Genomic DNA, 24,874 nt, shown 5'->3' on the forward strand with positions numbered 1-24,874 from the left:
TCGTGGCTACTCTGTGGGCGATCAGCGATCTGCACATCGCGCATCGGGGCAACGAGCACATCATCGACAGCATCCGGCCGACCTCGCCGGACGACTGGCTCATCGTCGCCGGTGACGTCGCCGAACGCACCGACGACATCGTCGACACCCTGCGTCGTCTGCGGGCTCGGTTCGCCACCGTCGTGTGGGTCCCGGGCAACCACGAGCTGTATACGACGGCGAAGGATCCGCTGCAGGTGTTCGGGGTCGCGCGGTACGACTACCTCGTCCAGGCCTGCCGCGACATCGGCGTGGTGACCCCGGAGGACATCTACCCGCTGTTCGATCCGGGCGATGGCTCCGATCCCGTCCGCGTGGTCCCGATGTTCCTGCTGTACGACTACACCTTCCGCCCGGAGGGCACGGCCAACAAACTGACCGCGCTCGCGCTCGCCCGGGAACGCAATGTGGTGGCCACCGACGAGTTCCTGCTGTCGTCCGAGCCGTTCCCGACCCGGGACGCCTGGGGTCGGGCGCGGATCGAGATCACCCGGCGTCGGCTGCAGGCCATCGACCCCGCCGAGAAGACGGTCCTCATCAACCACTGGCCGCTGCGCCGCGAACCGTGTGACGCGCTCATCTATCCGGAGTTCGCGCTGTGGTGCGGCAGCGAGCTGACCGCGGACTGGCACACCGAGTTCAACGCGGCGTGCTGCGTGTACGGGCACCTGCACATCCCCCGGACCACCTGGTACGACGGCATCCGGTTCGAGGAGGTGTCGGTCGGCTACCCGCGGGAGTGGAAGCGCCGCGGACTCCCGAACCCCCTGATGCGCAACATCGTTCCCGGAGACGGGCTCGGTGCGTCCGATCTGCCCGAGCACGGAGTCCGGTTCGACCTGCCGCCCGACTACGCCGAACGGGCCGCCGAGTTCCGGCAGCGGGTCGAGCAGCGGCAGGCGGAACGACGAACACGACAGGCCGAGAGGCAAGCGGAACGGCAAGCGCGAGAGGACAACCGATGATCGAACAGCTCCTGCCGGCCGGCGTCGCCTCGGCGGAGGCGTTCGCCGATCCGCCGGATCTCGTCCTGCTGCCGGCCGAGCAGAGCCTGATCTCGCGCGCGGTGGAGAAGCGTCGTCGCGAGTTCACCACCGTTCGGCATTGCGCCCGGCAGGCGCTGGGGGAGCTGGGTTACGAGCCCGTCCCGATCCTCAAGGGGGACAAGGGGGCACCCGTGTGGCCGGCCGGGATCGTGGGCAGCCTCACCCACTGCGACGGTTATCGCGCCGCGACGGTCGCCTACGCGATGTCGGTGCGTTCCCTCGGTATCGACGCCGAGCCGCACGACCGCCTGCCCGACGGTGTGCTCGAGCACACCAGCCTGCCCGCCGAGCGCGAGGTGCTCGCGACCCGGTCGGGTGACCTGCACTGGGACCGTCTGCTGTTCTGTGCGAAGGAGGCCACCTACAAGGCCTGGTTCCCGGTCGCCAAGCGCTGGTTGGGTTTCGAGGACGCGCACATCACCTTCGAACAGTCCACCCCGACGTCGGGGACGTTCACCTCGCGCATCCTCATCGACCCGGCCGCCGCCGACGGGGGACCGCCGCTGCTGGAGTTCTCAGGACGTTGGCTGGTCGAGCGCGGCATCATCACCACCACGATCGCGCTGACCTGACGTGGCCGACGCAACCATCGAGAACGCCGGACTGCTCGTCGTCGACAAGCCAGCCGGGATGACCAGCCACGATGTCGTGTCACGATGCCGGAAGATCTTCAACACCCGCCGCGTGGGGCACGCCGGTACCCTCGACCCGATGGCCACCGGTGTCCTGGTCGTCGGGATCGAGAGGGCCACAAAGCTTCTCGGACTCCTCTCGCTGACGACGAAGTCGTACACGGCGACGATCCGACTCGGCGCGTCCACCACGACCGACGACCGCGAAGGCGAGATCCTCGACACGGCAGACGCATCCGGGGTCCTCGACGCCGACATCGCCGCGGCCATGGCCGATCTCACCGGTGACATCCAGCAGGTCCCGGCGAAGGTCAGCGCGATCAAGGTCGACGGGCGGCGAGCGCACGCACTGGTGCGGACCGGAGCCGACTTCGACCTCGCGGCGCGCCCGGTCACCGTGTCCCGCTTCGAGCTGCTCGACGCCCGGCGCGACGCCGCGTTCGTCGATCTCGACGTGGCCGTTGACTGTTCGTCGGGCACGTACATCCGGTCACTGGCGCGCGACCTCGGCGCCGCGCTCGGGGTCGGGGGGCACCTGACCGAACTCCGGCGGACGGCGGTCGGCCCGTTCACCCTCGACCATGCGCGCACACTCGACGACGTCCGCGACGAGCCGCGCGTCAGCCTCGACATCGACGAGGCGGTCAAGATCTCGTTCCCGCGCCGCGACATCGACGACGACGAGGCCGAGTCGATCAGTCAGGGGCGATGGCTGGAGCCGATCGGCCGCAAGGAGATCTACGTCGTCGTCGATCCGAGGGAACAGGCGATCGCCCTGATCCAGGAAAAGGGTCGCCGCGCGAGCTCGGTGATGGTGGTGCGGCCGGCGACCCTGCGCTGACGCGCCCTGCCGAAGAAACGGGTCAGCCGCGCGGGACGACGAAGATGGCGCGTGCGGCGATGTCGCCGAGGTCGATGGGATCGCCGTCGTCGAGCGACACCGAGATCGTGCCCGCGAACGGGCGCTTCTCGGCGACGGTCACCACACAGTCGAGGGCGACGCCCACCTGGTCGAAGTAGCGCAGCATCTCGGGATCGGTGTCGGAGATCCGGGCGATGGCGCCTGAGGCCCCGACCTCCAGGTCGGCCAGGAGCGCCGCGTCCGGTGCGGGGATCGAGCCGTCGAGTGCGGGAATCGGGTCGCCGTGCGGATCCCGGTCGGGGAAGCCGAGTTTCGCATCGAGCCGGGCCATCAGCCGGTCGGACACCGCATGTTCGAGGATCTCCGCCTCGTCGTGGACCTCATCCCAGCGGTAGCCCAGCTCGCGCACCAGGAAGGTCTCGATCAGCCGGTGGCGGCGCACCATCAGGATGGCCGCGGACCGGCCCGCGGCGGTGAGGGTGACCGCGCCGTACGGTTCGTGCGAGACGAAGCCCTGGTCGGCGAGTTTGCGGATCGCCTCCGACGCGGTCGATGCGGACACGCCGAGGGATTGCGCCAGCAGCTTGGTGGTGACCTTGACGTCTTCCCACTCCTGGCTGGTCCAGATCACTTTCAGATAGTCCTGGGTCACCTGTGACAGTTCTGTCACCGGACGATCCGTTCCCCGAGGCATGACCAAGAGCTTAACCCCACCGCAAACGCGAGTGGCGGTGGTGGTTTGGAACACCGGGTGCCCGTAGTCTGGTCGCGTGTTGCGTTGGCGAGGTCTGGACGACATCCCCGCGGGCTGGGGACGGTGCGTGGTCACCATAGGTGTCTTCGACGGTGTTCACCGGGGACATGCCGAGCTCATCAACGCCGCCACGAAGGCGGCGAAGGAGCACGGCGTCCCGGCGGTGCTGATGACGTTCGACCCGCACCCGTCCGAGGTGGTCCGCCCGGGATCCCATCCGCCGCAACTGACGACGCTGACACGGCGCGCCGAGCTGGCCGAGGAGCTCGGCATCGACGTCTTCTGCGTCATGCCGTTCACACCCGAACTCGCCGCCCGGTCGCCCAAGGACTTCGCCCACGACATCCTCGTGGAGACGTTGCACGCGGCCGTCGTGGTCGTCGGCGACAACTTCACGTTCGGGCGCAAGGCGGCCGGCGACGTGGCCAAGCTCGCCGAACTCGGTGGGAAGTTCGGCTTCTCGGTGGAATCGGTCTCGCTGTTCGGTGAACATGCGGTGACCTTCTCGTCGACCTACATCCGCTCGTGTGTCGCGGCCGGTGACGTCGACCGCGCGACCGAGGCGCTCGGCCGTCCGCATCGGGTCGAGGGAGTGGTGGTGCGCGGCGACGGCCGTGGCCGCGACCTCGGGTACCCGACCGCCAACGTGGCCCCGCCGATGTACGCCGCGATCCCCGCCGACGGCGTTTACGCCGCCTGGTTCACGATCCTGGGCGCGGGTCCGGTCGTCGGCGAGGTCGAGCCGGGGGAGCGCTACCAGGCCGCGGTGTCGGTCGGTACCAACCCCACCTTCTCCGGCCGCACCCGAACGGTCGAGGCGTTCGTGCTGGACAAGAGCGCCGACCTCTACGGTCAGCACGTCGCCGTCGACTTCGTGCACCGCATCCGCGGGATGGAACAGTTCGACGGCGTCGACGACCTGATCACCGCCATGGGTGACGACGTGACGAAGACGCGCGAGATCCTGGCGGCGGCCGAGGGCTGAGCCCGGTGGATTTGGGCCGGGTGCCACCCGGGCGGTAGCCTGATCAGTCGGTGTTGCTGCAGTCCGCGGTGGCGCACCGTGGTTGTTTCGGACGCGGTACTGAGAAACAGGAGTATCTCCATGGCTTTGACTGTCGAGCAGAAGAAGGAAATCCTCGCCGAGTACGGTCTGCACGAGACCGACACCGGCTCGCCCGAGGCCCAGGTCGCGATGTTGACCAAGCGCATCACCGACCTCACCGAGCACCTGAAGCAGCACAAGCACGATCACCACAGCCGCCGCGGTCTGCTGCTGCTGGTCGGCCGTCGCCGTCGTCTGCTGAAGTACGTCGCCAAGGTCGACATCAACCGCTACCGTTCGCTCATCGAGCGTCTCGGCCTGCGTCGCTGATCTCACGACTCCCACCGGCCGCCCCCGAGACGGGGGCGGCCGGTTTGTCGTATCGGGGGTCGTCGTATTGAGGTATCGACAGTCGGCGGTGATACGCTGACAGACGGATCGTGCCGGAACTCGAGGCAGTGCGGAACGACCAGCCAGATCGGTCCTCGGTAGTGGCCGCCGGAACCCTCGCCCGGGCAACCCTCGGGCGCGCAGGATTCCGGCCGCTTCGATCGAAGGCCGTCTGAGCACTCAGCCGGCGCAGACACGCTGCGCCATTCACCGTGCTGCCGCACATTCTCGGCGCGTTCTGGGTAGGTCCGATCCGCGCGTGCGCTGCTGTGCGAGCTCGCTCGACGTCACACGTGAGTTCGTGCTGCGCACCTCCGCGAAGGCCACCCCCAACCGCACAAGCGGCCACCTTCTCGTGGCCGCGTGAGACGGCCGCCACCGGCAGCCGCTACGAAGGGATTCCACCCCACATGACAGATGTGAACACCACCGAAGACTTCGGAGACGACTACGACGACGCGATCACCGAGGCGACCGCCGTCATCGACAACGGGAGCTTCGGCACCCGCACGATCCGGTTCGAGACCGGACGCCTCGCGCTGCAGGCCGCCGGTTCGGTGACCGCCTACCTCGACGACGAGAACATGCTGCTCTCGACCACCGCGGCGTCGAAGCACCCGAAGGAGCACTTCGACTTCTTCCCGCTGACCGTGGACGTCGAGGAACGGATGTACGCCGCCGGCCGCATCCCCGGATCGTTCTTCCGTCGCGAGGGCCGCCCCTCGACCGACGCGATCCTGACCTGCCGTCTCATCGACCGTCCGCTGCGTCCGTCGTTCGTCGACGGTCTCCGCAACGAGATCCAGGTCGTCGTGACCGTCCTCTCGCTGAACCCGAACGACCTCTACGACGTCGTCGCGATCAACGCCGCGTCCGCCTCCACCCAGCTCGCGGGTCTCCCGTTCTCCGGTCCGGTCGGCGGCGTGCGTGTCGCGCTCATCCCGACCGAGGAGAACAAGGCCGGGCAGTGGGTCGCGTTCCCGACCGTCGAGCAGCTCGAGGGCGCCGTGTTCGACATGGTCGTCGCGGGCCGCATCGTCGCCGGCTCCGGTGACAGCGCCGATGTCGCGATCATGATGGTCGAGGCCGAGGCCACCGACAACGTCATCGACCTCATCGCCGGCGGCGCGCAGGCACCGACCGAGGCGATCGTCGCCGAGGGCCTCGAAGCCGCCAAGCCGTTCATCGCCCGCCTCTGCGAGGCGCAGAAGTCCCTGGCCGCCGCCGCGGCCAAGGAGACCGCCGAGTTCCCGCTGTATCCGGCATACCAGTCGGATGCCTACGACGCGGTGGCGGCCGCCGCCACCGATCGCCTGTCGGAGATCCTGACGATCGCCGGCAAGCAGGAGCGCGACGACAAGACCGACGAGCTCAAGGCCGACGTCCTCGAGCAGCTCGGCGAGCAGTTCGCGGGCCGCGAGAAGGAGATCGGCGGGGCCTACCGGTCGCTGACCAAGAAGCTCGTCCGGCAGCGCATCCTGACCGACCACTTCCGCATCGACGGCCGCGGCATCACCGACATCCGTGCCCTCTCGGCCGAGGTCGCGATCATCCCGCGCGCCCACGGCAGTGCGTTGTTCGAGCGCGGCGAGACCCAGATCATGGGCGTCACCACACTCGACATGGTCAAGATGGCGCAGCAGATCGACTCGCTCGGACCCGAGACGTCCAAGCGGTACATGCACCACTACAACTTCCCGCCGTACTCCACCGGTGAGACCGGTCGCGTCGGATCGCCCAAGCGTCGCGAGATCGGCCACGGTGCGCTCGCCGAGCGTGCCCTGGTGCCGGTGCTGCCGAGCGTCGAGGACTTCCCGTACGCGATCCGCCAGGTGTCCGAGGCACTGAGCTCCAACGGTTCGACCTCGATGGGCTCGGTCTGTGCGTCGACCATGTCGCTGCTGAATGCCGGTGTGCCGCTGCGCGCCCCGGTCGCCGGTATCGCCATGGGCCTCGTCTCCGACACCGTCGACGGCGAAACCCGTTATGTCGCACTGACCGACATCCTCGGCGCCGAGGATGCCTTCGGCGACATGGACTTCAAGGTCGCGGGCACCAAGGACTTCGTGACCGCCCTGCAGCTCGACACCAAGCTCGACGGCATCCCGTCGCAGGTGCTCGCGGGTGCGCTCAGTCAGGCCAAGGACGCCCGACTGACCATCCTCGACGTCATGGCCGAGGCCATCGACGAGCCCGACGAGATGAGCCCGTTCGCGCCGCGGATCACCACCATCAAGATCCCGATGGACAAGATCGGCGAGCTGATCGGCCCGAAGGGCAAGACGATCAACGGCATCACCGAGGAGACCGGCGCCAACGTCTCCATCGAGGACGACGGCACCGTGTTCGTCGGCGCGGCCGACGGTCCGTCCGCGCAGGCGGCGATCGACCGCATCAACGCGATCGCCAACCCGCAGCTGCCCAAGGTCGGGGAGCGCTTCCTGGGCACCGTCGTCAAGACCACCGCGTTCGGCGCCTTCGTGTCGCTGCTCCCGGGTCGCGACGGCCTCGTGCACATCTCGAAGCTCGGCAAGGGCAAGCGCATCAACAAGGTCGAGGACGTGGTCAACGTGGGCTCCAAGCTCCGCGTCGAGATCGCCGACATCGACGAGCGCGGCAAGATCAGCCTCGTCCCGGTCGATGACGACGCCGACAAGGCCGACGCACCCGCCCCCGACGCGGTCAAGGATGACGCGGTGAAGGCCGACGCCTGATCTGAGTACGACCCACCGGGGCCCGTCGTCCATTGCGGACGGCGGGCCCCGGTGTCGTCTGGAAGCCGGCGTCAGGATCGGTCGGCGGTGTCGAAGCTGATCTCGAAGCCGTCGGTCCAGGCCGACCCGGATCCGGCGATCTGCTCGTAGATTCCTTCGATGGTCTGGGCCGTCGAGATCGCCTGGTCGGGGTTCTGCGTGCCGAAGTTGCCGCTCGAGGAGATCCCGACGAGGACATACCGTCCGCCACGGGTCTCCTGGTACCACGGTGAACCCGAATCCCCGCCGAGGACGACGAGTTCGGCGTTGACGAGACGATGCTCGGGCGCGGCGTCCTGATGCAGCAGGGCGGTCACGGTGCCGACGGTCGTGCCGGTGCGTTCGCCGGTCTTGGCGACCGGTTCGCCGACCTCGGGGTCGGCCGCCGTCGCGAAGACGGGGTCCACCTCCCAGTCGTCCTCGATCGCGATGACGGTGTAACCGCGGGGATCGGCGAGCGTGATCGACCCGTCGGGGGTGCCGCCGTCGTCCTGCCAGTCCACGACCTCACCGATTGTCTCGCCGTCGGTGGTGGTGACCTCGTCGCCGACGCCCTCGGCGCAGTGCCCGGCCGTGACGGCGAGGCGATCACCGTCGGCGTTGGTCCCGAAGAAGCCGACGGAACACAGGCCGTCGCCGATCAGGATGCCCTGGCCGGCGGTGAGTGTGTCGGCGTATTCGGGCGTGATGGCGGCTGCGGGGGCGGTCGTGCCCATTGCCACGGCCAGAGCGGCCAGCAGGGCGGTCGCGGCGGCGACGTGAGGCTTGATCATCGGGGTTCCTTTGCTCCGAGAGGGTGTACGCTCCCTTCGAGCCGAACCCGGGCCTCGCGGTGTGCCGGCCGGACCCCGAATCATTCGACCGGCCGACGGTCTTCGGAGACCCCGGGCCCGCCTAGACTCTGCAGACATGGCCGGTGAGGAGAAGCCGCGGCTGACGGTGGCGCGGCGTCGGGACGCCGGCGGGATCTCGGCGGCGAGCACGGTCGCGGAACTGCTCCGCACCGCACCGGTGATCGGCCGGGCCGACATGACCGTCCGCCAGGCGGCCGCGCTGATGACCGAGCGCGGACAGGACTACGTGGTGATCCCGCTGCCGGACCGGCGCTTCGGCGTGCTGACCGACGGCGACATCCGGGCCGAGGTGGTCGCGGCCGGCCGCAGCATCGAAACCTCGGTCGGGGAGATCGTCACGGAACCGGCGTTCGTCGTCGATGCCGGTGCGGCGTCGATGGACGTGCTGACCGAGCTCGTCGACCGCGATCTGGCGATCGTCCCCGTCCGTGGCGCCGACGGCGAGGTGATCGGTGTCGTCGGGGCGGGGGACTTCGTCGCCGACCCCGTCGGTGCGGGCATCCCGCTGCGCGAACAGATCCGACGTTCGATCGACGTCGAGGAGCTGCAGGGGCACGCGCGCAGGCTGCCGCAGTTCGTGGCCGATCAGGTTCGCCGGGACCGACCGCCGTACGAGATCTCGCGCGCGGCGTCCATGATCGTCGACGCGGTCGTCGGTCGCGCGCTCGATGTCGTCCTGACCGCACACCCCGAACTCGATCCCACGGCGTTCACCTGGTTGTCGCTGGGCAGCAACGCCCGTCGGGAGCCGGTGCTGAGTTCGGACGTGGATTCGGCTGTCTCCTTCGACGATTCGGCCGGCGGCGAGATCGAACGCTATCGGGCAGCCTTCGGTGAGGTCGACGAGGTGTTGCGGAATGCGGGACTGCGGGTCGACGACAACGGCGCCGTCGCGTCGAAGCCGCTGTTCGCGCGGACCCACACGCAGTGGCAGACGGCGGCGCGTGCGTGGATCGATGATCCTCTCGCCGGCAAGGGCATGATCTTCACATCGCTGATGCTCGACGGCCGGCCTGTCCGTGGGCGCGACGCGGTGCCGGCGACGCCTGCGGTCGCGATGATCGCCGGGTTGCGGCGCGACCCCCGGACGATGAATCTGCTGCTGGCCGAAACCCTCTCGACGCGTGCCCGGTTGCGGTCTCGGCGGGATGTGTTGACCGGTCGGGGCAACATCGTCGACATCAAGGGGCATGCGGTGACACCGCTCGTCAACATCGCGCGGTGGGCCGCGGTCAGTGTGGGTTCGACCGACGTCGACACCCGCGGCCGTCTGCGCGCGGCGTCCGGCAGCGAGATGCTGCCGACCGATCATGCGTCGACGCTCATCGAGGTCTTCGATGTGCTGCAGCGTGTTCGGCTGCGATATCAGGTCGCACAGTTCGACAACGGTGATCCGCCCGGCGATCGGTTCGATGTCAGGCAGTTGTCCCCGCTGGACCGCAGCCTGCTCGGGCAGGCGGTGCGCGAGATCGCCGGAGTGCAGCGCCGCATGTCGACCATGAGCCGACTCATCCCCGGAACCGAGCAGGTGACCTGAAACCCGATGTGCCTGATCCTTTGTGCGTGGAACGCACACCCCACTCAGCGGCTGATCGTGGCCGCCAATCGGGACGAGCAACACCGTCGCCGCACCTTCGCGCTGTCGCACTGGGACGACCTGCCGATCCTCGGCGGTCGCGACGCCGTCGCCGGCGGTACGTGGATGGCTGTCTCGGCCGAGATCCCCGACCGGGTGGCCATGGTCACCAACGTCCGTGTCGGGCCGGCTCGACGGGCCGGAATCCGTTCGCGCGGACAACTTCCCGTGGACTATCTGATCGGCGACGACGACCCGAAGGTGTACGCCCACCGGGTCCTCGACGATGCGGCCGCGTACGATCCGGTGAATCTGCTCATCGCCGATCGGGACGAGCTGTGGTGGATGACCAACTGGCCGGAACCGCGCGCCGAGCGGGTCGCCGACGGTGTGCACGGTCTCTCGAACGGTGCCCTGGACAACGACTGGCCGAAGGTCGTCGACGGTGCGGCGGCGTTGAGTGGGCTGGTCGAGGCAGACGGCGGCGGGTCGGCTGGGTCTGCGGACGAGTCCTACTTCGCCATGCTGGCCGACCAGGATCGGCCCGACCCGACGCGTCTGCCCGACACCGGCGTCGGGCCACAGGCCGAGGCGGCGTTGTCGCCGATGTTCATCAACATCCCCGGGTACGGGACCCGGGCATCGACCCTGCTGCGCGTCGGGTACGACGGCCACGGATCGATGACCGAGCGCCGCTACGGTTGGCGGGGCCGACGCCGCGGAACCACCACGCTGACGTTCTGATCAGTTGTGCGCGTGGGGGTTTGGCGACACGTCCAGGTCGAGTGCGGCGCCGACCTCGGCGGTGAACAGTTGACCGTGCCGCGTGCTCAGTCCCGAGGCGAGTGCCGGGTCGGCTGCGCACGCCTGCTCCGGTCCCGAATCGGCCAGCCGGAGGACGTAGGGGAGGGTCGCACCGGTGAGCGCCTGTGTCGACGTACGCGCGACGTTGCCGGGCATGTTCGCGACGCAGTAGAAGACTGTGTCGTGGACGGCGAAGGTCGGGTCGTCGTGGGTGGTGGGTCGAGAGTCCTCGAAGCAGCCGCCCTGGTCGATCGCGACGTCGACGAGCACCGCGCCCGGCTTCATCTGGGCGACCGTGCTGTTCGAGACGAGGACCGGTGCCTTAGCACCCGGCACGAGGACGGCCCCGATGACGAGGTCGGCACCGACGACCGCCTCCTCGACTGCCAGGGCCGTGCTGTACCGGGTGTGGACGCGGCCGCCGAAGCGGGCGTCGATCGAGCGGAGTTTGGCGATGTCGATGTCGAAGACGGTGACCTGGGCGCCCATGCCGAGCGCGATCTGCGCCGCGTTCACGCCGCTGACGCCACCGCCGAGAACGACCACGTCGGCGGGCTCGGTTCCCGGCACGCCGCCCATGAGTACGCCCCGACCGCCCGCCGAACGCATCAGGTGATAGGCACCCACCTGCGGTGCGAGGCGTCCGGCGACCTCGCTCATCGGGGCCAGCAACGGGAGCGCGCCGTCGGCGGTCCGGACCATCTCGTAGGCGATGGAGGTGATGCCCGACGCCAGCAACGCGTCGGTGCAGGCCCTGCCGGCGGCCAGGTGCAGGTAGGTGAACAGCGTCTGATCCCGACGCATCAGCGCGAACTCCGAGGCGATCGGTTCCTTCACCTTCAGCAGTAGTTCGGCCTGCTCCCAGACCGCGGCGGCGGTTCCCAAGATCTGTGCACCGGCGGCCTTGAAGTCGTTGTCGGCAATGGCCGATCCCTCGCCCGCGCCGGCCTGGACGATCACGTCGTGGCCGCGCTGGTGGAGTTCGGCGACGCCGGCGGGGGTGATGGCCACGCGGTATTCGTGATTCTTGATCTCGGTGGGGATGCCGATGCGCATGATGACTCCGTCGGGTTGTGGTCTCCTGAACGTTCCTCGATGAACTTGTTTTCAGAGTGAAGGAACATCGGCCATGACACAATCGTGCGGAAGAATATTCTCGTGCAGCTCGGTCTGCCGAGGATCGTGTGAGGACGGAGGGTGCGATGGCCACCACACCGAAGGATGTTCGGGCCGGTGAACTCGACGCGACGGACCGGGAGCTGCTCCGCCTGCTGCAGTCCGATGCGCGGATGCCGAACAGCGAACTGGCGCAGCGCGTCGGCATCGCCGCGTCGACCTGCCACGGCCGACTGCGTCGGCTCGTCGACCTCGGCATCATCCGCGGCTTCTTCGCCGACGTCGACCCGGCGGCGCTGGGGCGCCCGCTGCGTGCCATGGTCGCCGTCAGTCTGCAGTCCGACGCGCGCGGTCAGATCCGGCGCTTCGTCGGCGAGATCGCCACCCACGACGAGGTGATCGACGTGTTCTTCCTCGCCGGCACCGACGACTACCTGCTGCATGTCGCCGCCGCCGACACCGAGGCGCTGCGCCAGTTCGTCGAACGACTCAACGGCCGGCCGGAGGTCGCAGGCACCACGACGTCGCTGGTGTTCGAACACCGCCGCGGCGGTGCCCCGATCTTCTGAGGCGGGACGCCACTAGACTGGCCCGGCAGCGACTCGGCCGGCAGGACACGACACGAAGAGGTGGACATGAGCGGTATCAAGGTGGGCGTCCTGGGCAGCCAGGGCAAGGTCGGGCAGGCGATCGTCGCGGCGGTCGAGAATGCCGACGACCTCACCTACACCGTGGGCGTCGACAAAGGTGACTCACTCGAGTTCTTCACCGACACCGAGACCCAGGTCGTCGTCGACTTCACCCATCCCGATGTGGTGATGGACAACCTGAAGTTCCTCATCGCCAACGGGATTCACGCCGTCGTCGGGACCACCGGATTCACCGAGGAGCGCCTCGACACCGTGCGCGGCTGGTTGTCGGAGAACCCCGGTGTCGGCGTCCTCATCGCACCCAACTTCGCGATCGGCGCAGTGCTGTCCATGCGTTTCGCCGCCCAGGCCGCCAAGTACTACGACTCGGTCGAGGTCATCGAGTTGCATCACCCGCACAAGGCCGACGCGCCGTCGGGAACCGCCTATCGGACCGCGGAGCTGATCGGCCGTGCTCGCGCCGAGGCGGGCGTCGGCCGGAGCCCCGATGCCACGACCGAGGAACTCGAGGGCGCCCGCGGCGCGGTCGTCGACGACGTGCGTGTCCACTCGGTGCGCCTCGCGGGACTCGTCGCGCATCAGGAGGTGCTGCTCGGCACCGCCGGCGAGACGCTGACCATCCGGCACGACTCCCTCGACCGGGCGTCGTTCGCACCCGGAGTGCTCCTGGGCGTGCGGAGCATCGCCGGCCGTCCCGGACTCACGATCGGGCTCGAAGAACTGATGGACCTCTGACGATGACCTCCTCCGGCCCGCCGAACGAACCAGCCCACGACGACGACACCGAGGGCGGCGCACCCCGACTCGGTCCGCGGAAGAAGGACTCCCGTCCGATCGTCTGGATGATCGCATTCCTCGTCGTGGCGCTCATCGTGTACTTCGTTCTGCTCGGATGGCGTGGCTTCCAGCTGATCGCCTCTGGGTCGGCCGCCGGGATCGGTCTCGGTCTGGGCGTGGTCGCGCTGCCGCTGATCGGGGCGTGGCTGGTCTACGCGACGCTGCGGGCGGGCCTCGAGCACCAGAAACTCGCCGCCATCATGGCCGACGAGGGACGTGAACTCGACACCTCGAACCTGCCGCACCGCGCATCGGGCCGGATGGAGCGCGACGCGGCCGACGAACTCTTCGCCCAGGTGAAGGCCGAGTGGGAGGCCGACCCGAGCGACTGGCGCAACACCTACCGCATCGCCCGTGCCTACGACTACGCCGGCGACCGCACCCGTGCCCGCTCGATGATGAAACGGGCTGTCGCCCAGTACCACGGTCGGGAGCAGTAGTCCGATGAGCCGGCTGCTCATCGTCCACCACACCCCGTCACCGGCATGCCAGGAGATGTTCGAGGCAGTCGTGTCCGGTGCGACCGACCCCGAGATCGAAGGCGTCGAGGTGATCCGACGCGCGGCGCTCGCCGTCACCGCCTCCGACTTCCTCGACGCCGACGGTTACCTCCTCGGCACGCCCGCCAACCTCGGATACATCAGCGGCGCACTGAAACACGCGTTCGACGTGAGCTACTACCAGATCCTCGACTCGACTCAGGGTCGGCCGTTCGGGCTGTACCTGCACGGCAACCAGGGCACCGAAGGGGCTGTGCGAGCGGTCGATTCGATCACCTCCGGCCTCGGCTGGACCAAGGCCGCCGAGTACGTCATCGTCTCGGGCGCCCCGGGCAAGGACGACCGCGAAGCGTGCTGGGAGTTGGGTGCGACGGTGGCAGCGGGGTTGATGGAGGGATGAACGAGTGTTCCGCGGAACACTCGTGACCTCGGGTTGAGGCTCGAGGAATTGTCGGTGCCTGGCGATACCTTGTTCCTGTACTTCTCGCTCGGTTCAGGGGGTTGCGTTGGGGGTCAGTGCTTTTCGTTGCGGTGGAGATGCGTCGTCGATGTTCGATGGTGCGGATCCTGAGTCGCTGTCGGATGAGGTGCTCGAGGCTCGGGTGCTGGGGTATGCGGCTCAGATCACGGCTCTGACAGCGGACTTCCTGGAACTGGTGGCAGAACTGGATGGGCGGGAGTCGTGGCGGGGGCCGGGGATTCATTCGCTGGCGCACTGGTTGTCGTGGAAGGCCGGCATTGCACCGCGAACGGCGCATGAGCAGTTGAGGGTCGCCAAGGCGATACGAGAATTGCCGGTGATCCGCACGGCGTTTCGCGAAGGTCGGTTGTCGTATTCGAAGGTCCGCGCGTTGACACGGGTGGCTACACCGGAGCGTGAGGCGGAGTTGGTGAATCTGGCGTTGTCGTGCACGGCGAGTCAGTTGGATCGGGCGGTGCGGGCGATGGCCCAGATCGACCGCAACCGTGGCGTCGAGGAGAACAGCCGGCCACCGGTGGAGTCGACCGGCCGGTGGAAGTGGAACGATGACGGGTCGTTGTCGGTGTCGCTGCGGTTGAGTCCGTTGGATGGGGCGCGGTTCCTTGCTGGGACGGTGCGGGCGGAATATGAACGCACCCGGACGTGTGATGACCCGGATCTGCCGTCGGTCGAGCGTGTTCCGCGGAACACTGAATCCGGTTCAGAATCAGAGGATTCGGAGGTGGTTCCGTCTCGGCGTCGGGATCTGTGGCGGCAGGTGCCGTCGAATGTGGCGCCGGCGGTGGTGGCGATGGCCGACATGGTGCATGACGGGATTTCGATGCCTGATCTTGCTCCGGGTGCGGAGATCCTGATCCATGCGGGTGAGGGGGTGGAGTCGGCTCATCTCGATGATGGACCCGGGTTGTCGGAGGCTGAGGTGGACGAGGCCCGGTGTGGGGCGTCGACGCGGGAGGTGGTGAGCCGCCGGGTTCCCGGTCAGCCGGGGAAGTTGGCGTTGTTGGGGGTGGGTCGTCGGAAGCGGGCGCCGAACAAGGCGTTGGTGCGGGCGTTGTTCGTGCGGGATCGGTGTTGTCAGGTGCCGGGGTGTGGTCGGACGCGTCATCTGCATGCCCATCATGTGGTGTTCTGGTCGGCGGGTGGGCGGACGGATCCGGACAATCTGATCTTGTTGTGTGGGTCGTGTCATCGGTCGTTGCATCGGGGCGAGTTTGCGATCACCGCGCATGGGTTGCAGCGGTTCACGTTTCATCGCCCGGACGGCACTGAGATCGAGGCGGCGCCACCTACGTCGAAACCGGGCGGGTGGCGACCCGATCAACGGATCGGCGTAGATGCGACGGTGCCGGTCGGCGGTGGTCGAATGGACCTGGGATACACCACCGAGGTGCTCTTCGCGGTGTGGGAATGGAAGCAGCGCAACACAACTCACCTAGAGCCCGCCGTGCACAGGGCCGCGTAGGCGCCTAGCTGTTAGACTGACACGCGGTGTGCCGGGAAGTCTGGTCGGCTGCGCGTTGACGGTGAGCCCCGCACGATGGGGCGGCCACGACGCGTACGTAGCCCACCCGACGAAGGACTCCGTACGCACCATGACTGACACCGACTCACGTCGGGCCACCCCGACGCTCTTCTCGCGCGGCTCTTGGCCCGAAGCTTCCCGCATCGCCGACATCTTCCGGCGCGAAACCATCGGCGGCATGCTGCTGCTCGTCGCCGCGGTCGTAGCCCTTGTATGGGCCAACTCGCCGTGGTCGGCCGCCTACTTCGGCCTCGGCGACATCCATGTGGGGTCCGACGCGCTCGGTCTGCACCTCGACCTGTCCCTCGCGACCTGGGCTGCCGACGGTCTCCTTGCCATCTTCTTCTTCGTCGTCGGTCTGGAGCTGAAGCGCGAGTTCGTCGCCGGCGACCTCCGCGACCCCGCGCGGGCCGCGCTGCCCATTGCCGCGGCGGTCGGTGGAATGGCTGTTCCCGCACTCATCTTCGTTGCGGTCACCATGCGGGCGGGGGATCGAGCCGTGCAGGGCTGGGCCATTCCCACCGCCACCGACATCGCGTTCGCGGTCGCGGTGCTGGCCGTGATCTCGACGCATCTGCCCGCCGCACTGCGTACCTTCCTGCTCACCCTGGCCGTCGTGGACGACCTGCTGGCCATCACCGTGATCGCGGTCTTCTACACCGACTCCATCAACGGCGCAGCGCTGGCCCTGGCCCTGATCCCACTCGCGGCGTTCGCCTTTCTCGTGCAGCGGCGGGTCACCTCGTGGTGGCTCCTGCTCCCATTGGCGGCCCTCACGTGGACATTCGTCCACGAGTCCGGGGTCCACGCCACCGTCGCCGGCGTCGTCCTCGGCTTCACGGTCCCAGTGCTCCGTCGGGCCGGGGGCGACGAGACGGACACCCGGCATTGCCTGGCAGAACACTTCGAACACCGAATCCGGCCCATCTCGGCCGGCTTCGCCATCCCGGTGTTCGCCTTCTTTGCCGCCGGCGTCACCATCGGTGGTCTCAGCGGCCTCCGCGAGGCGCTCACGAATCCCGTTGCGCTGGGCATCATCTTCGGTCTGGTGGTCGGCAAGACGGTGGGCATCGTCGGCACCACCGCACTTCTCGCCCGGTTCACGCGCGCCACCCTCGACGCCAGCATCCGATGGATCGACGTGACCGGTGTGGCCATGCTCGCCGGCATCGGCTTCACGGTCTCGCTGCTCATCGGCGACCTCGCGTACGACCCGGAATCCGACCGCGCGGAGTACGTCAAGATCGGTGTCCTGGTCGGTTCGCTGACGGCCGCCTCGGCCGCGGCGGTCATCTTGCGGATGCGCAACCGCCACTATCGCCGGGTCGCCGAAGACGAGTCCCGGGACGACGATCACGACGGCATCCCGGATGTCTATCAGCGGGACAGCTGATCGGTGGGACTCGAGGTCGTCGCCATCGCGGCTGCCGCCAGGCCGGTGACGTAGTCGGCGATGGTCGTCGGCCCGGTGAGCACCGTGGTCCCCGGACGTCGGCCGACGACCCGGCCGTCGTTGATGGCCCGTGTCATGCCCACATGATGGCCTGCGACATCGGGACTGAATCCGGCCTCGTCGACGAGCGTCGCGACCATGTCGTCGTCGGACAAGCGCTCATACCGCAGCTTCGGAAGGCCGAAGGCACGTCCCAACGCGGCCGTCACGGTGGCCTGGTCGACGTTCACCGGACCCAGGATCTCCCGGCTCAGATGTCCACCGCCCCAGCCTGTTCCGGTCAGCGCATCCACCGCTGCCGCGGCGATGTCCCGCGTGGCGACCATCGGAACGGCGACATGCGGATCCAGCGAGTCCGCGACGATGCCCGCATTCTGCATGAGCGGGAGGTAGGAGCGGGCGTTGTCGTAGAACCAGCCGGCACGCAGAGCGAGCACCTCGACGCCGGACAACTCCGCCAGCCGCTGCTCCAGGATGTGCAGACCGGCCAGAAATCCGGTGCCGGAGCTGATCTCGGCGCCGACGCTGCTGAGCGCGACCACACGCGGCACACCGGACTCGCGGAGGGCGCGGACGATCGCGTCGGTCATCGTCCGCTGCGAGGTGAGGTGGTCGGCGGCGGTGTGATCCACGGGTTGCATCACGAACACCGCGTCCGAGTCGCGCATGGCGGTGGCGAGCGCGGACGAATCGGTGGTGTCGGCTACCGCGGTGTCGGCACCGAGCCGAGCGAGGGCGTCGAGCCGCTCAGAAGAACGCCCGACCGCCCGAACCCGGTGTCCGGCGTCGAGCAGGCCGGTGGTGACCTGTGCGCCGACGGTGCCTGTTGCCCCGAGAACTGTGTACATGAGGACCTCCTGAATCGTTCGATGTCGTATGTCCAGAGTGGAGCGAGGTTGCCGGACGAAACAGCGCTCACAGTCCGCAATGCATGCTCAATCGTCCGAAACGGCAGACGATCGGATCACGATGACCGATCATGGACGGGTGCGCAGACCCGACGGCAGTCACCCGGACCCGTTCCACAGCCCCGACCCCCTCGGGGAGGCCCTGCACTTCTTCCGGTTGAACGGTGCCTTCTACTGCCGGTCGGAGCTCACCGAGCCCTGGGCGCTGACCATGCCGGTCTGGGAGGACTGTCTGTGCGTGCACCTCGTCGTGTCGGGGTCGCTGCGGTTGTCCGCGCCGGACGGTGAGTCGCTGCGATTCGCGCCGGGAGATCTCGTCGTCGTGCCGCACGGCCGATCGCACGTCGTCCGCGGCGACGGCGAGGCGATGTTCGCCCCGGTCGTCACGGATCTGCCGCACGACTACCTGAGCGATCGGTATGCCATCCTGCGACATGGCGGCGACGGGCCCGAACGCTCGGTCCTGATCTGTGCCGTCGTCCGTTTCGACCATCCCTCGGCACGGTCGCTGACGTCGATGCTGCCGCCGATCCTCGCCATCCGCGCCGCTGATCCCCGTGCGGGTGCAAGCAGCTCGTGGCTGCGCGACCTCATGCGCATCGTGATCGACGAGGCCGGCGAACTCCGACCCGGTGGGGAGGCGGTCATCACCCGGTTGTCCGACATCATCGTCATCCACGCGATCCGATCGTGGTTGCAGGACGCGGAGGGCACCCGCACCGGCTGGCTCGGGGCTCTCGCCGATCCGCAACTCGGGCGTGCGGTCGCCGCGGTCCATCGCGATCCAGCGGCGGAGTGGAGCGTCGAACGACTGGCCCGTGAATGCGCGATGTCGCGGTCGACGTTCGCAGCCCGGTTCACCGCCGTCGTCGGCGAGCCGGCAATGCAGTACGTCACCCGGTGGCGGATGTGTGTGGCGGCGGATCGTCTTCGTGACCCGAACGCGTCTGTCGCGTCGGTGGCGGGCGGACTCGGCTACTCGTCCGAGGCGGCGTTCAGCCGGGCGTTCAAGCGGGTCAACGGGTCCTCGCCCGGGCGAGTACGACGCGCGGCGCGGGCCGGCTGATCACTCGTCCTGGCCGGCGGCCGGGTCGACGGCGGCGGCGAGCGCGCGGCTCACCTCGAATTGCCGGACCAGGAACGCCTTCTCGTCCAGCTTCTTCCGCCGCATCCACGTCGTGACCTCGGAGTTGCACTTGCTCGCATTGCACGAACCGCAGCACGGCACGACGTTGGCGACGGTGTACCGGCCGCCGCGGGAGATGGCCAGCATGCAGTCGCGCTGGAGGGCGACGCCCACCGCGCCGCAATACGCGCACCCACCCCAGGCCTCCTGCAGCGCGAGCCACTGGGCGTCGGTGAGGTCGTTGTCGCGGGCGGCGACACGCTTGCGACGACGCTTCGCGTACCGATTGGCGCGGGTGGTGCTGCGGGTGGCCACGGGAGGAGCCTACCGCTCGGATCACACGTGTCACAGCCGTCACAGGCCGAGTCAGGGCCGTGTCGTGCGCCCGGCGGTGCGACTACTGCTTTGCCTAGACTGGCACCCGTGAGCACGGCCATCCGCGACATGTCATCGACCGGGACCATCCCGACTCCGTACGAGGACCTGCTGAGCCTCGTCATGGAGACAGGGACGCCGAAGGCCGACCGCACCGGGACCGGGACGCGCAGCCTCTTCGGCAGGCAATTGCGCTACGACCTCGCCGAGGGTTTCCCACTGATCACCACCAAGAAGGTGCATCTGAAGTCGATCGTCTACGAGTTGCTGTGGTTCCTGCGCGGCGACTCAAATGTGCGGTGGCTGCAGGAGCGCGGGGTGAGCATCTGGGACGAGTGGGCCGACGAGAACGGTGAACTCGGACCCGTCTACGGCGTGCAATGGCGGAGCTGGCCGACGCCGTCCGGCGAGCACATCGACCAGATCGCGGCCGCCCTCGACCTGCTCAAGACCAACCCCGATTCGCGCCGGAACATCGTGTCCGCATGGAACGTGGGGGAGATCCCGCAGATGGCACTGCCGCCCTGCCACGCGTTCTTTCAGTTCTATGTCGCCGACGGCAAACTGTCGTGCCAGCTGTACCAGCGCAGCGCCGACCTGTTCCTGGGAGTACCGTTCAACATCGCGTCGTATGCGCTGCTGACGCACATGATGGCCCAGCAGGCGGGCCTCGAGGTCGGCGAGTTCGTGTGGACCGGCGGCGACTGCCACATCTACGACAACCACGTCGAGCAGGTGACGTTGCAACTGTCTCGCGACCCGTACCCGTACCCGAAACTCGAACTGCGCAAGCGGGATTCGATCTTCGACTACGAGTACGACGACATCGCCATCGTCGACTACCGGTCCCATCCCGGGATCAAAGCCCCGGTGGCGGTGTGACGTCCGACCTCGCGGGGGAGGGCTCGCGTGAGGTGCGCCTGGTCTGGGCGCAGGGACGCGGCGGGGCGATCGGCCGGGACAACACGATCCCGTGGCGGGTCCCCGAAGATGTGGCGCGGTTCAAGGAACTGACGGTCGGGCACCCGGTTGTCATGGGCCGTAAGACATGGGCTTCGCTGCCGCCGCGATTTCGGCCGCTGCCCGGTCGCGCCAATGTGGTCGTCACCCGCGACGCGAGCTGGTCGGCCGACGGCGCGTCGGTCGCGGGATCGGTCGCCGAGGCGCTCGAGCTGGCCGGTGGCGAACGGGTCGGAATCATCGGCGGCGGCGAGATCTACCGCTTGGCAATGGAATTCGCCACCGAACTGTGTGTCACGGAGATCGACGTCGAGGTCGACGGCGCCGACGCGTTCGCCCCGGAGATCACCGACGAGTGGGCGGTGGCACATCGCGGTGAGTGGCAGACCTCGACGAGCGGCATCGGGTATCGCTTCGTCGACTATCGGCGCGCTCGGCAGGACTGATGGCGCCGGATCGTCTCTCGATCGCGCAGGCGCGTCGAATCGCGCTCGCCGCACAGGGTTTCACCGACCGCCGGCCCGCCGCCGCGCCCACCATGGCACACCTGAAGCGCGTCGTCGGCCGAACGCGGCTGCTGCAGATGGACTCGGTGAACATCGCCGCGCGTGCGCACTTCATGCCGCTGTTCTCTCGCCTGGGTGCCTACGATCCCGACCTGTTGCACCGCGCCGCGTGGCAGCCCGGGCGTGGTCGGCGGCTGCTCGTCGAGTACTGGGCCCACGAAGCCGCGCTGATCCCGGTGCCCGACTGGCCCCTCTTCCGATGGCGGATGGACGACTTCGCCGACGGTCGGTATCGGCACACGCGAGACGTGCTCCGTCGCAACCGTTCTCTGGTCGGCGACGTCCGGGCAGTGATCGAGGCGGTCGGCGCGACCACGCCCCGTGCCATCGAAGCGGAACTGGGCATCGAACGTGAACCCGGTGCAGCCGGGAGCTGGTGGCAGCGCGGTGAGGTGAAGCACCTGTGCGAGGCCATGTTCGCGGCTGGTGACCTGTCGGCGGTCCGCAACGGGAACTTCGTGCGGCACTACGACCTCACCGAACGGATCGTCGGCGCGGACATCGTCGCGCTGCGACCCGACCGTGGGCAGGCGCACCGTGAACTCGTCAGCCGTGCCGCCCAGGCGCTCGGTGTCGCCACCGTGGCCGATCTGGCCGACTACTACCGGCTCCGGCCGGCCGACGCGCGGCCTGCGGTCGCCGAACTCGTCGAGGACGGTGTGCTGCAGGAGATCTTCGTGGACGGCTGGCGCGACCCGGCCTACCTGGCCGCCGGCGCGGTGATCCCGCGGCGCGTCGACGCCTCGGCGATCCTGTCGCCGTTCGACCCGCTCGTGTTCTTCCGCCCCCGCGCCGAACGACTCTTCGACTTCCACTACCGCATCGAGATCTATGTGCCCGAACACAAACGCGTGCACGGCTATTACGTGCTGCCGTATCTGCTGGGCACCGACATCGCCGCGCGCGTGGACCTGAAGGCCGACCGCAAGAACCGCACCCTGCAGGTGCTCGGGGCCTACTGCGAGCCGGGTCGTTCCCGAGGCCTCGTCGCCGAACGGCTGTCCGCGGATCTGCGGAGCTTCGCCGGCTGGCAAGACCTCGACGATGTCGTCGTGTCCGGACGCGGCGACCTGGCGCCCGACCTGCAACGGGTGCTGCACGGCGCGTGACCCACACCGGGTGATGCAATGCTGAGGATCGAAAGTTCACGACAGCGATGGGAGACGAAGCGATGACCGTGTCGTATGAGGGTAACGACTACCGATTGGTGATGTTCGATCTCGACGACACCCTGGCCCCGTCGAAGAGCCCGCTCGACGACCAGATGGTCGATCTGCTGCGTCGGATGCTCGACGTGAGCCTGGGCTGCATCATCTCCGGCGGCAACTTCACCCAGTTCGAGAAGCAGGTTCTCGCGCGGCTCGGCAACTTCGACAGCGTCGCCAACCTCCACCTCATGCCGACGTGCGGAACGCAGTACGTGCGGTGGTCCGGGAACGACTGGGAGACGGTCTACGCGGAGTTCCTCACCGACGACGAGAAGCAGCGCACGCTCGACGTGCTGGAGGCCGGCGCGAAAGAGCTCGGCCTGTGGGAGAGCGAGACGTGGGGTGACATCCTCGAGGACCGCGGCAGCCAGATCACCTTCAGCGCGCTGGGGCAGAAGGCGCCCGTCGACGCGAAGGCGGCCTGGGACCCCGACGGAGCGAAGAAGGAGTCCCTGCGGGCCTACGCCGCCGAGCGACTTCCCGACCTCGAGGTGCGCAGCGGCGGTTCGACGTCGGTGGACGTCACCAAGAAGGGCATCGACAAGGCTTACGGCGCACTGAAGTTGATGGACATCCTCGGCCTCAGCACCAGCGACATCCTGTTCTTCGGCGACCGGCTCGACGAGGGCGGCAACGACTATCCGGTCAAGGCCCTCGGGATCACCTCGATCGCCGTCCACGGCTGGCCCGACACCCACGCGAAGTTGTCGGCGCTGCTGGATCAGGTTGAGACGGGCAGCTAGTCGACCGGCCCACCCGCCGGGACGACCCGCTGGGTGCCGTTCGCGACCCGGTAGGACTTCGCGTAATACTGGCCGGAGCGCGGATTCGTCTTGTCGTGCACGAAGTACCAGTCCATCTGCGTCGCCGCCGGCGTCACGGTCAGGACCGAATACCCGTGCGCGTCGAACTCGCTCCAGCGCACGTGGTGGTTCGTGGCCGCGAAGGCCGAGGACACCGCGACCCCGGCGGTGTTGGCGGGCACGTTCAGCATGTCGTCGATGTTGGTCGACGTGATCGAGGTGCCGACCAATTCCGTTGCGACACTCCCGCCGCCGGGATAGTTCGCCGGGTCGGCCGGGATGTCGCACGCCCACGACGAGTGGATGTCACCGGTGATGAAGACGACGTTGTCGACGCGATTGCGGCGCAGCGATTCGAGGAGACGTCGACGATCGGCGGCGTAACCGTCCCACTGGTCGGCGTTGTACGGGATGCCCTCGCGCGGGATGCCGAGCAGTGCGGTGACCGCGCCGGTTGTCTGCGGATCCAGCGGGGGGATCAGCACCGGGGCGATCATCACCGGGTTGCCGACGATCTTCCAGCGGGTCTCCGACGACGTGAGTCCATTGGTCAGCCACGACATCTGTGCCCGGCCGAGGATCGAGCGGGCGGGATCGTCGATGGCCGCCGACCGGGCGCTGACCTGCAGGTCGCGGTAGGAGCGCAGATCCAGCATGGACAACTCGAGCAGACGGCCGAAGCGGAGCCTGCGGAACAGGTGCCGGCCCGCGGTGTCGACGGCGGGGCGGATCGGCATCCACTCGGCGTACGCGCGCAGCGCGGCGGTGCGCCGTGCGGCCCAGGAGCCCTCGCCCGCCTGATGGTTCTCCGCCCCGCCCGACCACGAGTCGTTCGACGACTCGTGGTCGTCCCAGATGCAGATAAACGGCAGGTTCCGGTGCAGCCGGGCGAGGTCGGGGTCGGTCTTGTACTGCGCGTGGCGTGTCCGGTAGTCGCGCAGGGTGACGATCTCGTGGCGGGGGTCGTGCGGCCGGACGGTTCCGGTCTTGCCGGTGTATCGCCCGGTCTCGTACTCGTAGAAATAGTCGCCCAGGTGGACCACCGCGTCGAGTGCCGGCTGCGCGGCCAGATGCCGGTAGGCGGCGAAGTATCCGGCCTCCCAGTTGGCACACGACACGACGCCGAAACGGATCTTCGCGACGTCGGCACCCGTTGCGGGGGCGGTGCACGTGCGACCGACGGGCGACACCGCGCCGGTGGCGGGTCCGGACAGCACCGTGAAGCGGTAGTGGTACCAGGTGCGCGGCGCCAGACCCGACGCGTCGATCTTCACCGTATGGTCGGAGTCGGCGGACGTCCGCACCTCGCCCGCGGCCACGACGGCGCCGAAGCCGGGGTCCCGGGCGATCTCCCAGCGGACGAGGCTCTGCGGCCCCAGGCCGGAACCGGGTGTCGCAGCCGGGGTCGGGGTGATGCGGGTCCAGAGGACGACGGCGTCGGGGAGCGGGTCGCCGGACGCGACGCCGTGGCGGAACACTGCCGCCGACGGGGGCCCGGGCGACCGCGGCGCGCCCTGGGCGACGACGGCGGGGGAGGCGAGCGCCGCACCGGTCACGACCGCACCCGTGCGCAGGAAGTCGCGTCGCGTCGTCATCGCATCCACCCCCGGGTAC

25 protein-coding genes are annotated in these 24,874 nt (G+C 68.4%); 19 read left to right on the plus strand and 6 right to left on the minus strand.

Annotated features, from left to right (window positions below):
• Positions 1-2: 2 nt before the first annotated feature.
• The 3 genes from MVF96_RS10565 to truB are packed head-to-tail and all read left to right on the plus strand — an operon-like array spanning position 3 to position 2,558.
• Positions 3-1,004 carry a metallophosphoesterase family protein gene (locus MVF96_RS10565; RefSeq protein ID WP_175404254.1) on the plus strand — a complete coding sequence of 334 codons (1,002 nt, stop codon included), beginning with the start codon at positions 3-5 and terminating at the stop codon, positions 1,002-1,004.
• Positions 1,001-1,657 carry a 4'-phosphopantetheinyl transferase family protein gene (locus MVF96_RS10570; protein WP_247451963.1) on the plus strand — a complete coding sequence of 219 codons (657 nt, stop codon included), beginning with the start codon at positions 1,001-1,003 and terminating at the stop codon, positions 1,655-1,657. The genes MVF96_RS10565 and MVF96_RS10570 overlap by 4 nt, the downstream gene beginning before the upstream one ends.
• A 1-nt stretch (position 1,658) precedes the next feature.
• Complete coding sequence (gene truB, locus MVF96_RS10575; RefSeq protein ID WP_058250137.1) at positions 1,659-2,558, plus strand: tRNA pseudouridine(55) synthase TruB; 900 nt, start codon at positions 1,659-1,661, stop codon at positions 2,556-2,558.
• A gap of 22 nt (positions 2,559-2,580) precedes the next feature.
• On the opposite strand, the gene MVF96_RS10580 is transcribed toward truB, so the two are convergent.
• Positions 2,581-3,249 (minus strand): metal-dependent transcriptional regulator, encoded by a 669-nt coding sequence (locus tag MVF96_RS10580; protein ID WP_082652845.1) that lies wholly within the window; start codon positions 3,247-3,249, stop codon positions 2,581-2,583.
• 100 nt (positions 3,250-3,349) lie between these two features.
• Here MVF96_RS10580 and MVF96_RS10585 point away from each other — a divergent pair, with 100 nt between their 5' ends.
• The 3 genes from MVF96_RS10585 (at position 3,350) to MVF96_RS10595 (ending at position 7,482) form a co-directional block, all read left to right on the plus strand.
• The gene (locus tag MVF96_RS10585; RefSeq protein WP_078112280.1) at positions 3,350-4,318 is read left to right on the plus strand and encodes a bifunctional riboflavin kinase/FAD synthetase; all 969 of its coding nucleotides are present in this window, start codon (positions 3,350-3,352) and stop codon (positions 4,316-4,318) included.
• Between the two features lie 120 nt (positions 4,319-4,438).
• Positions 4,439-4,708 (plus strand): 30S ribosomal protein S15, encoded by a 270-nt coding sequence (gene rpsO / locus MVF96_RS10590; RefSeq protein WP_004021887.1) that lies wholly within the window; start codon positions 4,439-4,441, stop codon positions 4,706-4,708.
• Positions 4,709-5,178: 470 nt separating this feature from the next.
• Positions 5,179-7,482, plus strand: coding sequence for a polyribonucleotide nucleotidyltransferase (locus MVF96_RS10595; RefSeq protein WP_247451964.1), 2,304 nt, complete (start codon positions 5,179-5,181; stop codon positions 7,480-7,482).
• Between the two features lie 71 nt (positions 7,483-7,553).
• Here the strand turns inward: MVF96_RS10595 and MVF96_RS10600 are convergent, their stop codons facing one another.
• Positions 7,554-8,294 (minus strand): S1 family peptidase, encoded by a 741-nt coding sequence (locus tag MVF96_RS10600; RefSeq protein WP_247451965.1) that lies wholly within the window; start codon positions 8,292-8,294, stop codon positions 7,554-7,556.
• A 136-nt stretch (positions 8,295-8,430) separates the two neighbouring features.
• Here MVF96_RS10600 and MVF96_RS10605 point away from each other — a divergent pair, with 136 nt between their 5' ends.
• On the plus strand, positions 8,431-9,912 hold the full coding sequence (locus tag MVF96_RS10605) for a putative nucleotidyltransferase substrate binding domain-containing protein (protein WP_247451966.1): 1,482 nt from the start codon (positions 8,431-8,433) through the stop codon (positions 9,910-9,912).
• A gap of 6 nt (positions 9,913-9,918) precedes the next feature.
• Positions 9,919-10,695 (plus strand): NRDE family protein, encoded by a 777-nt coding sequence (locus MVF96_RS10610; protein WP_247451967.1) that lies wholly within the window; start codon positions 9,919-9,921, stop codon positions 10,693-10,695.
• Here the strand turns inward: MVF96_RS10610 and ald are convergent, their stop codons facing one another.
• Positions 10,696-11,811 carry an alanine dehydrogenase gene (gene ald, locus MVF96_RS10615; protein ID WP_078112285.1) on the minus strand — a complete coding sequence of 372 codons (1,116 nt, stop codon included), beginning with the start codon at positions 11,809-11,811 and terminating at the stop codon, positions 10,696-10,698.
• Positions 11,812-11,957: 146 nt separating this feature from the next.
• Between ald and MVF96_RS10620 the strand changes: the two genes are divergently transcribed.
• The 6 genes from MVF96_RS10620 to nhaA all read left to right on the plus strand — a co-directional run bounded on the left by MVF96_RS10620 (position 11,958) and on the right by nhaA (position 17,254).
• Entirely contained in the window at positions 11,958-12,440 is a 483-nt protein-coding gene (locus tag MVF96_RS10620; protein WP_058250145.1) for an Lrp/AsnC family transcriptional regulator, read from the plus strand.
• A gap of 66 nt (positions 12,441-12,506) precedes the next feature.
• Positions 12,507-13,256, plus strand: a complete 750-nt coding sequence (dapB, locus tag MVF96_RS10625; protein WP_247451968.1) for a 4-hydroxy-tetrahydrodipicolinate reductase — start codon at positions 12,507-12,509, stop codon at positions 13,254-13,256.
• A 2-nt stretch (positions 13,257-13,258) separates the two neighbouring features.
• Positions 13,259-13,798 carry a hypothetical protein gene (locus MVF96_RS10630; RefSeq protein ID WP_247451969.1) on the plus strand — a complete coding sequence of 180 codons (540 nt, stop codon included), beginning with the start codon at positions 13,259-13,261 and terminating at the stop codon, positions 13,796-13,798.
• A 4-nt stretch (positions 13,799-13,802) separates the two neighbouring features.
• A complete protein-coding gene (locus MVF96_RS10635) occupies positions 13,803-14,258 on the plus strand; it encodes a flavodoxin family protein (RefSeq protein WP_247451970.1) in 456 nt (151 codons plus the stop codon).
• Between the two features lie 148 nt (positions 14,259-14,406).
• Positions 14,407-15,801 carry an HNH endonuclease gene (locus tag MVF96_RS10640; RefSeq protein ID WP_247451971.1) on the plus strand — a complete coding sequence of 465 codons (1,395 nt, stop codon included), beginning with the start codon at positions 14,407-14,409 and terminating at the stop codon, positions 15,799-15,801.
• A 130-nt stretch (positions 15,802-15,931) separates the two neighbouring features.
• On the plus strand, positions 15,932-17,254 hold the full coding sequence (nhaA, locus tag MVF96_RS10645; protein ID WP_159370661.1) for a Na+/H+ antiporter NhaA: 1,323 nt from the start codon (positions 15,932-15,934) through the stop codon (positions 17,252-17,254).
• Here the strand turns inward: nhaA and MVF96_RS10650 are convergent.
• Positions 17,239-18,162 (minus strand): NAD(P)H-binding protein, encoded by a 924-nt coding sequence (locus MVF96_RS10650; RefSeq protein ID WP_159370662.1) that lies wholly within the window; start codon positions 18,160-18,162, stop codon positions 17,239-17,241. The two genes, nhaA and MVF96_RS10650, sit on opposite strands and share 16 nt — an antisense overlap.
• A 121-nt stretch (positions 18,163-18,283) precedes the next feature.
• Between MVF96_RS10650 and MVF96_RS10655 the strand changes: the two genes are divergently transcribed.
• A complete protein-coding gene (locus MVF96_RS10655; RefSeq protein WP_159370663.1) occupies positions 18,284-19,288 on the plus strand; it encodes an AraC family transcriptional regulator in 1,005 nt (334 codons plus the stop codon).
• Here the strand turns inward: MVF96_RS10655 and MVF96_RS10660 are convergent, their stop codons facing one another.
• Positions 19,289-19,663: an HNH endonuclease gene (locus MVF96_RS10660; RefSeq protein ID WP_058250166.1), complete on the minus strand. Its 375-nt coding sequence runs from the start codon at positions 19,661-19,663 to the stop codon at positions 19,289-19,291.
• A 108-nt stretch (positions 19,664-19,771) separates the two neighbouring features.
• Between MVF96_RS10660 and MVF96_RS10665 the strand changes: the two genes are divergently transcribed.
• The 4 genes from MVF96_RS10665 (at position 19,772) to MVF96_RS10680 (ending at position 23,200) form a co-directional block, all read left to right on the plus strand.
• A complete protein-coding gene (locus tag MVF96_RS10665; protein ID WP_078112288.1) occupies positions 19,772-20,605 on the plus strand; it encodes a thymidylate synthase in 834 nt (277 codons plus the stop codon).
• A complete protein-coding gene (locus MVF96_RS10670) occupies positions 20,602-21,129 on the plus strand; it encodes a dihydrofolate reductase (RefSeq protein WP_159370664.1) in 528 nt (175 codons plus the stop codon). Before MVF96_RS10665 ends, MVF96_RS10670 begins: the two co-directional genes overlap by 4 nt.
• The gene (locus MVF96_RS10675; RefSeq protein WP_159370665.1) at positions 21,129-22,358 is read left to right on the plus strand and encodes a winged helix-turn-helix domain-containing protein; all 1,230 of its coding nucleotides are present in this window, start codon (positions 21,129-21,131) and stop codon (positions 22,356-22,358) included. The genes MVF96_RS10670 and MVF96_RS10675 overlap by 1 nt, the downstream gene beginning before the upstream one ends.
• A 62-nt stretch (positions 22,359-22,420) precedes the next feature.
• Positions 22,421-23,200: an HAD-IIB family hydrolase gene (locus MVF96_RS10680; RefSeq protein ID WP_058250306.1), complete on the plus strand. Its 780-nt coding sequence runs from the start codon at positions 22,421-22,423 to the stop codon at positions 23,198-23,200.
• On the opposite strand, the gene MVF96_RS10685 is transcribed toward MVF96_RS10680, so the two are convergent.
• Entirely contained in the window at positions 23,197-24,855 is a 1,659-nt protein-coding gene (locus MVF96_RS10685) for an alkaline phosphatase D family protein (protein WP_159370666.1), read from the minus strand. The genes MVF96_RS10680 and MVF96_RS10685 overlap by 4 nt on opposite strands.
• Positions 24,856-24,874 lie beyond the last annotated feature (19 nt).

Origin of the sequence: Gordonia hongkongensis, assembly GCF_023078355.1 — a bacterium.
GTDB lineage: Bacteria > Actinomycetota > Actinomycetes > Mycobacteriales > Mycobacteriaceae > Gordonia > Gordonia hongkongensis.